This is a genomic window from Streptomyces sp. NPDC041940 (assembly GCF_055589465.1).
On sequence record NZ_JBVJBP010000017.1, the window covers coordinates 11,493 to 24,747 of the forward strand.

General features: G+C 69.7%; 10 protein-coding genes and 1 pseudogene. 3 read left to right on the forward strand and 8 right to left on the reverse strand.

The window, feature by feature from the left end; translation table 11 throughout:
- Window positions 1-122: 122 nt before the first annotated feature.
- Both ACZ6I3_RS26265 and ACZ6I3_RS26270 read right to left on the reverse strand, forming a co-directional pair.
- Window positions 123-2,114: an ABC transporter ATP-binding protein gene (locus tag ACZ6I3_RS26265; RefSeq protein ID WP_469417855.1), complete on the reverse strand. Its 1,992-nt coding sequence runs from the start codon at window positions 2,112-2,114 to the stop codon at window positions 123-125.
- Window positions 2,115-2,344: 230 nt separating this feature from the next.
- Complete coding sequence (locus ACZ6I3_RS26270) at window positions 2,345-2,791, reverse strand: cold-shock protein (RefSeq protein ID WP_469417857.1); 447 nt, start codon at window positions 2,789-2,791, stop codon at window positions 2,345-2,347.
- A 636-nt stretch (window positions 2,792-3,427) separates the two neighbouring features.
- On the opposite strand from ACZ6I3_RS26270, the gene ACZ6I3_RS26275 reads away from it, so the two are divergent.
- On the forward strand, window positions 3,428-4,270 hold the full coding sequence (locus tag ACZ6I3_RS26275; protein WP_469417859.1) for a transcriptional regulator: 843 nt from the start codon (window positions 3,428-3,430) through the stop codon (window positions 4,268-4,270).
- Window positions 4,271-4,296: 26 nt separating this feature from the next.
- Here ACZ6I3_RS26275 and ACZ6I3_RS26280 read toward each other — a convergent pair whose 3' ends face one another.
- From ACZ6I3_RS26280 to ACZ6I3_RS26290, 3 genes are read right to left on the reverse strand one after another with little or no spacing between them, the layout of a single operon-like run.
- A complete protein-coding gene (locus ACZ6I3_RS26280; RefSeq protein WP_469417861.1) occupies window positions 4,297-5,535 on the reverse strand; it encodes a beta-ketoacyl-[acyl-carrier-protein] synthase family protein in 1,239 nt (412 codons plus the stop codon).
- On the reverse strand, window positions 5,532-5,768 hold the full coding sequence (locus tag ACZ6I3_RS26285) for an acyl carrier protein (RefSeq protein ID WP_469417862.1): 237 nt from the start codon (window positions 5,766-5,768) through the stop codon (window positions 5,532-5,534). The genes ACZ6I3_RS26280 and ACZ6I3_RS26285 overlap by 4 nt, the downstream gene beginning before the upstream one ends.
- Window positions 5,769-5,783: 15 nt before the next feature.
- Window positions 5,784-6,758, reverse strand: coding sequence for a beta-ketoacyl-ACP synthase III (locus ACZ6I3_RS26290; protein ID WP_469417863.1), 975 nt, complete (start codon window positions 6,756-6,758; stop codon window positions 5,784-5,786).
- 354 nt (window positions 6,759-7,112) lie between these two features.
- Here ACZ6I3_RS26290 and ACZ6I3_RS26295 point away from each other — a divergent pair, with 354 nt between their 5' ends.
- The gene (locus tag ACZ6I3_RS26295) at window positions 7,113-7,325 is read left to right on the forward strand and encodes an MbtH family protein (protein ID WP_469417865.1); all 213 of its coding nucleotides are present in this window, start codon (window positions 7,113-7,115) and stop codon (window positions 7,323-7,325) included.
- Window positions 7,326-7,415: 90 nt separating this feature from the next.
- Here the strand turns inward: ACZ6I3_RS26295 and ACZ6I3_RS26300 are convergent, their stop codons facing one another.
- Together ACZ6I3_RS26300 and ACZ6I3_RS26305 are read right to left on the reverse strand one after the other, a co-directional pair.
- Entirely contained in the window at window positions 7,416-8,228 is an 813-nt protein-coding gene (locus tag ACZ6I3_RS26300) for a thioesterase II family protein (protein ID WP_469417867.1), read from the reverse strand.
- Between the two features lies 1 nt (window position 8,229).
- The gene (locus ACZ6I3_RS26305) at window positions 8,230-8,997 is read right to left on the reverse strand and encodes an FkbM family methyltransferase (protein WP_469417869.1); all 768 of its coding nucleotides are present in this window, start codon (window positions 8,995-8,997) and stop codon (window positions 8,230-8,232) included.
- A gap of 216 nt (window positions 8,998-9,213) precedes the next feature.
- Here ACZ6I3_RS26305 and ACZ6I3_RS26310 point away from each other — a divergent pair, with 216 nt between their 5' ends.
- Window positions 9,214-11,916 carry a non-ribosomal peptide synthetase gene (locus tag ACZ6I3_RS26310; protein WP_469417870.1) on the forward strand — a complete coding sequence of 901 codons (2,703 nt, stop codon included), beginning with the start codon at window positions 9,214-9,216 and terminating at the stop codon, window positions 11,914-11,916.
- Between the two features lie 1,107 nt (window positions 11,917-13,023).
- On the opposite strand, the pseudogene ACZ6I3_RS26315 reads toward ACZ6I3_RS26310, so the two are convergent.
- Window positions 13,024-13,206, reverse strand: a pseudogene (locus ACZ6I3_RS26315) (helix-turn-helix domain-containing protein); the annotation flags it as partial.
- Between the last annotated feature and the right edge of the window lie 49 nt (window positions 13,207-13,255).

Below are 13,255 nucleotides of genomic sequence, written 5' to 3' on the forward strand. Positions count from 1 at the left end.
CCCCCCCCCCCCCCCCCCCCCCCCCCCCCCCCCCCCCCCCCCCCCCCCCCGCACCCCCCCCCCCCCCCCCCCCCCCCCCCCCCCCCCCCCCCCCCCCTCGACGTTCGAGGGGACGGAGTCGGTCAGGACCCTGGTTGCGCAGTTCCCGCGATCACCGCGGACGGCGACCGCTGGTGGCCGATGTGCTTGCGGTCGGTCGCCTGGTGGGAGAACTGCGTGTGGTAGAGATCGGCGTAGAGTCCCGCCGCCGCCAGCAGTTCCTCGTGGGTTCCGCTCTCGCAGATCCGGCCGTCCTCGACGACCAGGATCTGGTCGGCCTCGCGGATGGTGGACAGCCGATGGGCGATCACCAGCGAGGTGCGGCCGACGAGGGCGGTCCTGAGCGCCTGCTGGATCGCCGCCTCCGACTCCGAGTCCAGATGGGCGGTCGCCTCGTCGAGTACGACGATCGGCGGGGCCTTGAGCAGCAACCGGGCCAGGGCTATCCGCTGCTTCTCGCCGCCGGAGAGCCGGTAGCCGCGGTCACCCACAATGGTGTCGAGGCCCTCGGGAAGCGCGCTGATGGTGTCCCACATCAATGCCGCCCTGCACGCCTCGATCAGCTCCTGCTCGTCGGCATCGGGACGGGCGTAGGACAGGTTGGCGCGGAGGGTGTCGTGGAAGAGGTGGGACTCCTGAGTGACGACACCGACGTTCTCGCGCAGTGAGGCGAGGGTCAGCTCACGGATGTCGTGACCGCCGATGCGCACGGTGCCCGAGTTCGGATCGTACATACGGGGCACCAGCTGGGTGATGGTGGTCTTGCCTGCACCCGACGGGCCGACGAGTGCGGTGAGTTTGCCGGCCGGAGCGCGGAAGCTCAGTTCGTGGAGGACTTCCTGCTCGGTCGCGTCCGACCGCTCGTGCTTGCGGCTCGAGGCGGCCTCCAGCGACTCCATCGACACCTCGTCAGCGCTGGGGTACCGGAAGGAAACCCCCGCGAACTCGATGTCCGGGGCGTCCGCGGCCGAATCCCCGCGGCCCTCGGCATCGGCTTCGGGCAGCAGCGCCTTGGCGCCGGGGCGCTCGGTGATCAGCGGCTTGAGATCGAGAACCTCGAAGACCCGGTCGAAGCTGACCAGGGCGACCGTGGCGGTCGCCTGCATGGTCGACAGTTCGTTGACGGGGCCGTACAGCCGCATCAGCAGGGCCACCATCGCCACCAGCGTGCCGAACTCGATGGCTCCGTCGATGGTGAGGGCGCCGCCCAGGCCGTAGACCAGGGCCGTGGTGAAGGTCGTGAGAATGGTGACGACGATGGGCAGGAGCCTGCCCCAGACCACCAACCTGATGGCGAGGTCGCGGACTTGGGCGGCCTTGTCGGCGAACATCGCGTCCTCGTCCCGCGGACGCCCGTAGAGCTTGGCCAGCATGGCGCCCGAGACGTTGAAGCGCTCGGTCATCATCGAGCTCATCTCGGCGTCCTGCTCCATGAGCGATCTGGTGATGCGCTGCATACGACGCGTCAGCAGACGCGCGGGGATCAGGAACAGCGGAATCATCACCAGAGCCGCCACGGTGATCTGCCAGGAGAGGTAGAACATCGCGCCCAGGACCAGGACCAGGGTCAGAATCGTGGAGACGGCCTGCGTGAGCAGCGTGGTGACGGCCTGCCGGGCGCCGGAGACGTCCGTGTTGAGCCGGCTGATCAGCTTGCCGGTCTGTGTGCGGGTGAAGAACGCCAGTGGCTGCTGCTGCACATGCGTGAACACCTGCGTGCGTAGCTGGTAGACGACTCCTTCACCGACCCGGCCTGAACACCAGCTCTGGACGTAGACGACCCCGGCGTTCACCAGGGCCAGTCCCGCCAGCGCCAGGCTGAGCCACACGACGACGTCGAGGTGCCCGGGCAGGATGCCGTGATCGATGATGTACTTCAGGATCAGCGGACTGGCGGCCGCGATACAGGCGTCCATGGCGGTCACCGTCAGCAGCAGCACGACCTGCCAGCGGTATGGCCGGGCGTACGGGAGGATCCGTCGCACCGTTCCCGGTCTGACCTGCTGATGCTGGATCGACTCGTCGCCCGGCCGCAGTCGTATCGGGCCCATGGACGGGCGGTTAAGCACGGTCACGGAAAATGCCTCGCTCTCTGTTCTTCTCGCATCGGATGGTGAGAAGAAATCGGGTCAACATCCGGTGACCGGCACCAGGAAGTCTGCAGGAAAATGCAATTCCGTGACGTGCCGTCGAAAGATTCCCGGGTGAGGAAATCGTGGCATCCACGATGCATCGCGCGATCGCCCCGATCAATATCGCGCGGACAGCTGGGGGAGGGGGAGCCGCGGCTCCCCCTCCAGGCCGATCAGCCCTCGGTCCAGCCGTGGTTCTTGGCGGACTGGAGCAACCCGGCTCGGATCTGCACGATCTGTTCCCCTGTCAGTGAGGGCGCGGCCGACAGAAGCACCTCGGTCACCTCGTGCAGGTACTCGTTCGCGGCGAGCACGTCGCACATGGAGTCGTCACCTTCCCCCTGCCTGGCCGGCTCCGGCGCCAGGACGGCGGCGGCGCTGACGGGTGTCTGGAAGGCCGGCGGCTTGGCTTCGGCCCCCTCCGTCAGCCGGACCGCCGAGGCCTTGAGCCCGCGGTCCCCCTCCTCCACCTCGAACTGGACCGCGAGGCCCGAGCGAAGATAGTGCTCGGGGATCAGGAGATCGTTCACATGCAGGAAGACATCCTCCCCTCCGTGATCGGGAGCGATGAACCCGAAACCCCGCACACTGTCGAACCGCACCACACGACCGGTAACCATGCCACCAACCCCTTGCCACCGGGCCCCTTGCCCGGATCAGCGTCATGATGCAGAAGATAGGACAGGGGCGCCCGTCGAGGCGAGCGCGCGGCCCTGTGGGCCGGATCCCGGACACGCGGACGGCCACGGTGTTCAACCGCCGCCGCGCCGCACTTGAACGCCTTCTCATGGCACCGGCACAAATGTCTTGGCCAGTTGCCCGAACAGCACGCTGGATGTAAGTTCGAATGCAGTTTCGGGCGTTCTGAAGGAGTGGCGGTGAGTTGATGAAACCGCTACCGGTGTGCTGGTCGCGAGTTCGACACCATTGATTCCGCATTTCCCTCACTGCCCGGCGGTCGCAGGTTTTTCTGCCGAAAGTCGTCGTAAAGGAATCAAGACGTTTCGTCAGTGGGGGAGCGGAAAATGAAGCGTAGCGCTGTCGACTCAGGGCATCCAGAGGCCTCCGAAGCGGGGGACGAATCGGCCTGGCGCGCCGCGGGCCCCGCGCCGGCCGTGCGAGGCGTCATGTCCGTTCCGGTCGCCTCGCTCCTTCCGGCGGACTCTCCGCGCCTGGAGGGTCAGGCCGCGGAGCATGTAGCCCGGTTGACGGCGGTCGAGACCCCGCTTCCACCCATTCTCGTGGACCGGCGCAGCATGCGCGTGATCGACGGGATGCACCGGCTGGCGGCGGCCTTCCGCAAGGGCGAGGCGACCATCCTTGTCGAGTTCTTCGACGGCACCGCCGAGGAAGCGTTCCTGAGGGCCGTGGAAGCGAACGTGGCTCATGGCCTTCCGCTGTCGAAGGAGGACCGGCGGGCCGCGACCGAGCGCATCATCGCGTCGCACCCGGAGATGTCGGACCGGGCGATCGCCCGGGTCGCGGGCCTGGGGGCCAAGACGGTCGCCGCCATCCGGCGCGGCTCGGCGGGCGGGGCGTCCCAGTTGAGCGCACGCATCGGCAGGGACGGCAAGGTGCGCCCCCTCAACAGCGCGGAGGGCCGGGAGCGGGCCGCCAGACTGATCGCCGAGCGTCCGCAGGCGTCGCTGCGCGAGGTGGCGAGGCTCGCCGGGGTCTCGCCCGCGACGGTGAGCGATGTCCGCAGACGGCTCCTGTCCGGTGAGCCGCCGGTACCGGAGCAGACGCCTCAGCCGGCCGTGTCCGGCAGCGGGTGCGCAGAGCCCGACGCCGTGGAACCGGTCCCGCCGGAGCACGCGAAGCCAGGGGAACCGCGGGCGTCCGCGCGGGGCAGCCGGCTCCCGGGCCCCGATCCCGCCACCCTGCTCGACAGATTGCTGAGCGATCCGTCGCTGCGGCACATGGAAGAGGAACGGCGCCTGTTCCGGGTGCTTCAGCGCAACGCCATCGAGGAGCGGGGCTGGTCCAAGCTGGCCGCCGCGGTGCCGTCACACTGCGGAGACCTCGTCGTCGACCTCGCCCGCCGGTACGCCGAGACGTGGCTGGAAGTCGCGCAGGAACTCGACGAAGGCACCGAGTGAGGGCCGCGCGGAACTGACACGGGACTTCAGGCGCGTCCGAGGACGACGACGGCGTTGTGACCGCCGAAGCCGAAGGAACTGCTCACCGCCACGGGGACCGGGGCGGACCTCGGCCCCCCGTGGACGATGTCGATCTCGGCGATGTCGGCCCCCGGCTCATCGAAGTTCGCGGTGGGCGGGATGACACCCTGCTCGACGGACAAGGCCGTGAACACCGCCTCGGCGGCGCCGGCGGCTCCCAGCATGTGCCCCGTCACCCCCTTTGCGGAGGTGACCGCCGTGTGGGGGCCGAAGACCCCATGGATGAGGCGTCCCTCGATGGCGTCGCCCTGCGGGGTCCCCGTCGCATGCGCGTTGACCAGCGCCACATCCGAGGCGGACACCCCGGCGTCCGCCAACGCGCTCCGCAGGGCGAGCCGCGCGCCGTTCCCGTCCGGATCGGGCGAGGTGAGGTGATGGGCATCCGTGGACTCGCCGTATCCCAGGAGCGTCGCGTAGGGGCGGCGTCCACGGGCCCGCGCGTCCGCCGCGCGCTCCAGCACGAGCACCGCGGCTCCCTCCGCCAGTACGAAGCCGTCACGGTGCCGGTCGAACGGCCGGGAAGCCGACGACGGTTCGTCACGGCGCCGGGACAGCGCCTTGAGCCGGTCGAAGGCGCCGGACAGAAGAGGGGTGATCGCGGCGTCGGCGCCACCGGCCAGCACGACGTCGCAGCGGCCGGCGCGCAACAGGTCGAGGGCGAAGCCCAGCGCCGTGGTGCCGGACGCGCACGCGGTGGACACGGCGAGCGCGGGACCGTTCAGGCCGAGGTCCAGTGCCACCGTGGCCGCGGCCATGTTCCCGATGGCCTTCGGGACGGTCAGGGGATTGACGGCGCGCGCCCCGGTGTCCCTCAGCCGCGCCGACTGCTCCAGCCAGGTTTCCAGGCCGCTGACGGCGGTACCGATCAGCACCCCGACCCTGGCCGGGTCCCAGTGCCCGCCGTCCGCCGCCGCGTCCGCCACGGCCTCGCGGGCCGCGGCGACGGCGTATCGCGTGAAGGGATCCATCCGGCGTGCGTCGGTACCCAGCACCCGGTTCGCGTCGAACGCCGACGCGGCACAGCTGAAGTCCACGGCCATGCCGTCGAGCCGGGCGTCGGGAGCCGCCGTGGGCAGCCCGGCACAGACCGTCTTCCACGCCGTGACCGTGTCCGTTCCGGCCGGTGAGACCATCCCGAGGCCCGTGATCACCACATCCGGGTGCCGCTGCCCGCTTGTGTTCATGCCGGTACGTCCGCCCCACGGGATCTCAGCAGCCCGGCCAGCTCGGTCACGGTGGTGGAGCCGGTCAGGTCCTCCTCCTCGACCGCGACGCCGAGTTCCTCCTCCAGATGCGCGCCGAGCTCCGCAAGGGACAGCGAGTCGACTTCCAGTTCCGTGAACGACTTGTCGGGGTCGATGACTCCGGGAACCTTGTAGACGCTGCCCAGGAGGGTGGTGAGGTACTCGATGAACACAGGTGGCTCCTTCTGTCAGACCTCTGAGGTGACGGCGGTCAGCTGCGGCCAGATCAGTCCCGTCGACGCCCAGCTGAGTCCGCCGCCGAAGGCGGTCAGCACGGTGCGGGCCCCGGGTTCCAGTCGGCGTGCCGCCACCGCGTCGGCCAGGGCCAGCGGGATGGAAGCAGCCGCCGTGTTGCCGATGCGCGCGAGTTCGCAGACCACTCGTTCCGGCGGGAGACCGAGCCGTTTGGCCAGGGCCTCGATGATGCGTGCGTTGGCTTGGTGCGGTACGAGCAGGTCGAGCGTCTCGGGGCTCCAGTCGCAGTCCTTCATGACCCGTCGAGCCGACTGCGCCATGCGATCGATGGCCTGCAGATACACCTTCCGCCCGGACATGGTGAACCAGCGCTGCCCGGTGGCCTGTTCGCGGGCACCGGGAATGCGGATCAGGTCCGCGCCCGTGCCGTCGCTGCCCAGGTCGTGGGCGAGGAGCGCGCCGGGCTCGTCGGCCGGACCGGAGCGCAGCACCACCGCTCCGGCTCCGTCACCGAAGAGGACGGCCGTGGACCGGTCCGCCGGGTCGACGATGCGCGAGTAGGTCTCCGCCGCGACGACCAGGACGCTCTCCACGGTCCCGGCCGCTATCAGAGCGCCGGCCGTGGTCAGTGCGTACAGGAATCCACTGCAGACGGCTGATATGTCGAACGCGAGAACGTTTCCCAGTCCCGTGCGGGACGCGATCTCGGGGGCTGCGGAGGGGCAGGGGCGCTCCGGTGTCGTCGTGGCGAAGACGAGGCCGTCGACTGTGCCGACCCCCGCCGAACGCAATGCGTTCTGGGCGGCCTCGCAGGCCAGGTCGAGCACCGAGAACTCCGGGGCGACCCGCCGGCGGGACTCGATTCCCGTACGGGTGCGAATCCATTCGTCACTGGTGTCCAGGCCTTCCGTCAGTGAGGCGTTGCCGACCGCCCTCGACGGAAGGCAGGTTCCCAGTCCGGAAATCACGGCCGAGGACCGGGGGCCGGAATCCCTCGGGGCACTGATGTCGAGGCATGATGCGCTCATACAGCCGCCTCCCGAAGTGCGTGCGCGATCGGCACGGCAGACCCGTGGCATGAGGTGATGTGAATCGTCCGGCGACGGTACCCATTTCCGTATCCGGGCACAACTGTGGCTGGAAATGACCTCCATGTGCCACCGGAACGGAAATGGGGAGGGGGAGAGTTGTTCAACTGGTGCGGCGAAGCAGTTGAACGAAGGGTGTGGTGCTGCGGATGATTGATTAGCCTCCAATCGTTGCTGATCGGGGGATGGCCCTGACCGGCCGCCTGATTTGACTACCTCGGAAGGGACGGCGTGGTGACGAATCCATTCGACGACCCCGATGCCAACTACTATGTCTTGGTCAATGAGGAGGGGCAGCACTCCCTTTGGCCGGTCTTCGTGGATGCGCCGGACGGCTGGAAGACGGTGTTCGGTGAGGCGGGCCGCACGGAATGCCTCGACTACATCGAGAAGTCCTGGACCGACATGCGCCCCAAGAGCCTGATCGAGGCCATGGAGAAGAAGTAGGCATACAAACAGCCTGTGCCCGGTCCGACATCAGCGTCGGGCCGGGCACAGGCTGTTGCGGCCCGGTGACGTGGCCCCGGTGCCGGTTCCTCAGCCCGTGGGGCGAGGTGAGGGTGCGCCCGCGCCGGCCGGCCACAGGTGGCCGGGCAAGGCGTCCGCCATCCGCAGCATCGTCTGGTCCAGAACGAAGTGACCGGCTTCGGCGTGATGGATCGAGAACTCGGTGCTCGTCTCCTCGCGCCAGGCCACCAGGTCCTCGAAGCTCACGAAGGGATCGTGCCGGCCGCCCACCGCTGTGATCGGTACGTCCAGGGGCGCCGCGTGCCGAGGCGCACCCTCCTCCGCGATGCGGAAGTCGGCACGGAGGGTCGGCTCGAAGACATCCATGACCTCGGGGTCGTCGAGCACGGACTCGTCGATCCCGCCGTAGAGCGCGACGCGTTCGAAGAACGCCTCCCGCGGCAGCAGATGGATCGACTCCGAGGAATGCCGGGCGGGCCCCGCGATGGAGGAGACGAACAGCGCCGTGGGAAGCCTCCCCTGTCCGTCACGGATGCGGCGGGCCAGTTCCAGCGCGACCACGCTGCCCGAACAGTGCCCGACGAAGACGAAGGGGCGGTCGGTCAGCGGTGCGACCACGGGTTCGAGCGCGTCCACCAGCAGGCGGAGGTCATCGAAAGGCCGCTCGTCGATCCGGTTCTCCCGCCCCGGGTAGCGGATGGCGCACAGTTCGGCTTCCGGGAGCAGACGTCTGGCCCACGGGGTGAACGCGGACGCCCCGGCGCCCGCGTGGGGGAAGCAGAAGACCCTGATGTCCGGATTCTCGATCCGGCGGGGACGTACGACCCAACGCTTGGCGGACAGGAGGGTCCGCGGGTCCCGTGCCGGAGAAACGCCTGCCATGTCACGCCACCTGCCATGCGAAAACGGTGTGGAGATCGGTGGTCCGGTACTCCGCGGCCTGCCGGACGAGGGTGGTCATGCCGTGGCTCTCCAGAAGGGAGACCACCGCGTCGAGTGCCCCGTCGCGATCGGCGACCTCGACGACGGCGTTGGCGACCCCCGGCCACAAGCGGTCGCCGATGCCTCGCAGGACCCGGAGCTCGAAGCCCTCCACGTCGACCTTGAGCAAGTCGACGCGGTCGATGCCGGCCCGCGCGGCGAACGTCTCGACGCGCCGCACGTCACAGCGCACCAGTCGCCGTTCGTCGAGGCAGTCGTCCACCAGGCCCCCCGCCTCGTGGATGAACTCGTCCCGGAGTTCCTCGTCGAGCGACTCAGCGGCACTGGTGATGAACGCCGAGGCGAGCACCCTGTCGACCGCCGGGTCGGCGTCGAAGCCCGACATCATGGTGTAGTTCGGGTAGTAGGTCAGCTCGCGCGACTGATCCTCGTCGCCCAGGGCCAGGTTGTGGACGCGAACGCCGGAAAGGTGACCGGTGTTCCGCTGGAGGGCGTCGAAGACGTCAGGAGCCGGTTCGAAGGAGAACACCTGCGCGTCGGGCCACTTCTGCGTCGCGAAGAGGGTGAACAACCCTATGTTGGCGCCGACATCCAGAATCACCGGCTGCTCGGGAACGCGCCAGCCCCGCGGTGGGACGTAGGACTCGTCGCCGAAGATCTCGCCGTACAGGTAATCCGTCTCGTTCCCGTTGAGACTGAAGACGTGCATCCCGTTCGGGAGCCTTCTCCTGGCCGGAGCCGTGGGAGTTCCTCCACCTGCTGTCATCGCACCGAGACTAGGGTGCCGCCGACTCCGGCACCGGCAGTACGGGAGGCGATCCCGAGGCAGTTTCGCCGCCGTCGAGTCGCCGCCGAAACTGCCGTTCACCGTGTGCGGGGCCTCGTACCGTACTCGGGTGATTCGGCGACGTGGAGGAGCGCACCTATGGCGAGGGCACAGAATCATGCTGTCCGGCTCTGCCTGAGCGATCCCGCGCAGGCGGAACTCCTGAGGGAGCGCTTCTCGGGCGCCGGTGACGTGCCCCGGCTCCGCGTCGTGGACGTGCCGTCGGAGCGGGGCGACCCCGGCGCCCGGGACGCGTGGCGCGGGGAAGCGGCGAGAGCGGGCGACGGCGCGCACGCGATGCTGCTCCGCCACCAGGACGGACCGGCCGACCTCGTGGTCGTGGCCCCACGCGTCCTGCTGGACACGACGGGACTGCGGCGCCTGGTCTCCCGGCTGGCCGACGGGGACCAGGAGGCGGTGAGCCGGGAGTTCGAGCGCCTCGCCGGCAGACCCCCGGGCGCGCCCACGGCTCGGACCGGCGCCCCTCCCGGCTGGGGGATGGGCGACGGCGACGGCGACCGGTCCGCCACGGCCTGGGCGGTCCTGCCGTCCGATGGGCCGGCCGACGACAGGAGCCTGCGCACGGCTCTGGCCGTGACACTCCGGCGCTACGAGGACGGCGACCCCGGGGAGATCGTCCTGGGGTCCGACGAGGGGGCCGTGGCCGTACGGGTGAGCGGCACCCTCGACGAGGTGTACCGGAGCCGGCCCTCCTTCGTGGACGCCCCAGTGGTGGCCGGCACGCTGCCGGGCGGCGACGGTGAACCGTTGCGCGAGGGCGAGGCGTACCTGCCCTCCCTGGTGCCGGTGTTCCCTCTGACGTTCTCCCTCGTCCGCCGGGCGGATCGCCGGCTCTGGCTGCGCTGTGATCATCTGCTGAGCCATGCCGGCCCTTCGACCGGCGAGCAGCTGACCAGGCATGTCGCCCACGTGTACGGGCAGTTGTCGAAGGCGCCGGAGACTCCTGTCGTCGACGTCGAGCTCTTCGACGACGACGAACGCAACCGCATTGTGCGCCTGGGCAGTTCCGCGCCCGCGTCGCCCGCCCCGGCGGATTCCGTGCACGGGGCGTTTGCCCGGGTCGTGGCCTCCTCTCCTGATTCCGTCGCGGTGACCGACGACAACGTGCAGCTCACCTACGAGCAACTCGACGGTCTGGCGGATGTGTTCGCGGCCGGTCTGCGAGCGCGGGGGATCCGGCCCGGCGACCGGGTCGGCGTCTGCCTCGACCGGTCGGCTGAGCTGGTCGCCACGCTTCTGGGGGTGCTCAAGGCCGGCGCGGCCTATGTCCCGGTCGACCCCGCGTACCCGGCTGAACGAGTCGCCCACATGATGGAGAGCGCCGCGGTACGCCTGCTGGTGACCCGGCGCCCCGAACTCCCGAAACAGGGCGAGTACCGCCGGGCGACGCCCGATCAGCTGCTCGAAGCCGACGTGCCCGACGCGCCGGGCGGCCGGCGGAGCACGCGAGGCGATGACACGGCCTACGTGATCTACACGTCCGGTTCCACCGGGCGGCCCAAGGGCGTCGCCGTGCCCCACGGCAACGTGCTGAGTCTCGTGCAGGCGACCCGCGCCGACTTCGGGCTGGGGGCGGCGGACGTGTGGACCTTCTTCCACTCGAGCGCCTTCGACTTCTCGGTGTGGGAGATCTGGGGCTGCCTGCTGACCGGCGGGCGCCTCGTGGTCGTGCCCCACCTCACCTCGCGCGAACCGGAGCAGTTCCGCGAACTCATGGTCGCGCACGGGGTCACCGTGCTGAACCAGACGCCCTCGGCCCTCGCCAATCTCCTGTCCGTCGACTGCGCGGGCCTTCCGGTGCGGCTGGTGGTCCTGGGCGGTGAACCGCTGGACGCCAGGATGCTGCTGCCCTGGTTCGACGCGTACCCCGACGACCGGTGCCGGGTGGTGAACATGTTCGGCATCACCGAGACCACCGTGCATGTCACCGCTCAGACCGTGACACGTGATCTGGCGCTCGGTGCGACCCGCTCGGTGGGCGCACCGCTGCCCGGATGGCACGTCTGCGTCCTGGACCCCTCGGGACGGCTGCTGCCGCCCGGTGTCGCGGGCGAGATCTGCGTCGGCGGCGCCGGCGTCGCCCAGGGCTACGTCGGCCAACCGGACCTGACCGCCGCACGGTTCCTACCGGACCCGTACAACGGTGGCCGGATGTACCGCAGCGGCGACCGGGGGCGGCTGCGGCCGGACGGGGCGCTGGAACATCTGGGACGCCTGGACAACCAGGTGAAGATACGGGGGTTCCGCATCGAACTGGACGAGATCCGCACGGTGCTGCTGGAGGACGGAGACGTCCGGGCCGCGGCGGTCGTCGTGGGCTCCACGGACGGCGGTGGCTCGTCCGGCATGCGCCTCGACGCCTACGTGGTGCTGAACGGCGGTGATGTGCGGGCGGTCCGCGAGCACGCCGCCGCCGTCCTGCCCGACTACATGGTTCCGGCCACGGTGACGGAGGTGGTCGCTCTCCCCTTGACCACGAGCGGCAAAGTGGACGTGGCGCGCCTGCCTCCCCCCGAGATCACCACAGGGGCCGCCGAGGACGCCGCGCCGACGGCCGACGACTCCTTGGCCGTCTGGCTGCAGGAGCTGTGGTCACGGCTGCTGGGATTCCCGGTCGGGCTGGACGACGACTTCTTCGAGGCCGGCGGGAACTCGATGGTCGCGGTGAAGAGCTCCGCGGCGATGCGGGCCGAGGGGCTGCCCACCCTCCGCCTGCGCGAGTTCTACCGCCACCCCACCATCCGCCAGGTGGTGGCGGCCATCAAGGCGGCGGACGGATGAGCACACGTAGGAAGGGGGCGACTGGGGGCCGAACTCGGAGTGCACGAGGTGGCGTATCAGGTTGAGGACCACGAACCGTTGCGCGCTCCCTCGCGAGGATCTGACGCGGCGCACCAGTCCGCGTGCGCGCAGCTCGTGAAGGGCGCTCTCCGCGTCCGTGACGGAGCCGGTGAGAAGCGCGACGGCATCGCTCACCGTCCAGGGCCGCGAGTCGACCAGCCTGCGCAGGACGTCGAGGTGGAACGGCGGAAGCGATGCGAGGGCGTCGCGCATCCAGACGATGAGCGAGACATCGTTCCGGGACGGAGACATCACCAGTCGTGCCGGTGATGCCTGCGCCATGGCCAGGAGTTCCGTGGGTTCGTAGATGAGCAGCCAGGAGACGGCTGATTCGAGCGCCGACGGGATCCCGTCGAGATGCCAGCAGATGCCGGCGATCGCGGCCACCGTCTCCGGGGACGACGCCTCCGCCGGATAGAGCAGGGCGCAGCGCGAGAGCATGTACCGCATCACGGGTGAGTCGACGGCGAAGTCCGCACCGGAATGCCGGCCGTCCCATTCCGGAACATCGAGGGGGAAGAGCGTGAAGGTGATTTCCCCGGCCCGTCTCGTCGCGACTTCGCAGGACTCCATCAGCACCCGCAGGTTTCGGCAGAGCCGCAGGAGCCCTCGCAGGTCCCGGAGATCCCGGTCGTCGAGGTCACGGCTGTCGACGACGAGGAGGGCGTCATCCGCGGCGAGATGCCCTGCCACATCGTCCGACGTGGCACCGCAGCCGATCACTTCCGCGACTCGACTCATCAGCCGGCCCGGGGAATCGTGCGGGCCGCCGCCGGGCGTCGCCCCCACACGGTCAAGGAAGATCACCGGAACGAGCCGGGTGCGGTGCAGCTCGCTCGCGACGCTCTGGATCAGCGTTGTCTTGCCCATCCCCGGCGCACCCGTCACCCTGACCAGCCGATGACCGGTGGACCACAACAGCCCGATGAGCGAGGACGCCTCCTCTTCCCGGGCAAAGGGCGGGGAGAGCGGAGCGGGCGGTGCCGGCAGGTCGCCGTGGAGTGACCGGATCACCGTCGGCCCGACGGCCGCTTCCAGCTCCGCGCGCCGTGCTCCGTTCAACCGCAGCGCATCGGCAAGCAGCCGAACAGTCTGCGTGCGCGGGCTGCAGGTGCGGTCGAGTTCGAGGTCGCGAATGGCCCGGATGCTCACCGTCGAGATCTCGGCGAGCTGCCCCTGTGTCATACCCGCGCGCTTTCGCGCACTTCGCAGCATGGCACCGAACTGCATCTTCGATATGCGATCGGCGGTCAATGCCCCCCGCTCTCTGTCCTATTGG

Bases quoted from the DNA above. Each gene is read 5' to 3' on its own strand.
- ACZ6I3_RS26270 (WP_469417857.1), bottom strand. From the start codon at position 2,791: ATGGTTACCGGTCGTGTGGTGCGGTTCGACAGTGTGCGGGGTTTCGGG.
- ACZ6I3_RS26275 (WP_469417859.1), top strand. From the start codon at position 3,428: ATGCGCGTGATCGACGGGATGCACCGGCTGGCGGCGGCCTTCCGCAAG.
- ACZ6I3_RS26280 (WP_469417861.1), bottom strand. From the start codon at position 5,535: ATGAACACAAGCGGGCAGCGGCACCCGGATGTGGTGATCACGGGCCTC.
- ACZ6I3_RS26300 (WP_469417867.1), bottom strand. From the start codon at position 8,228: ATGGCAGGCGTTTCTCCGGCACGGGACCCGCGGACCCTCCTGTCCGCC.
- ACZ6I3_RS26305 (WP_469417869.1), bottom strand. From the start codon at position 8,997: ATGCACGTCTTCAGTCTCAACGGGAACGAGACGGATTACCTGTACGGC.
- ACZ6I3_RS26310 (WP_469417870.1), top strand. From the start codon at position 9,214: ATGGCGAGGGCACAGAATCATGCTGTCCGGCTCTGCCTGAGCGATCCC.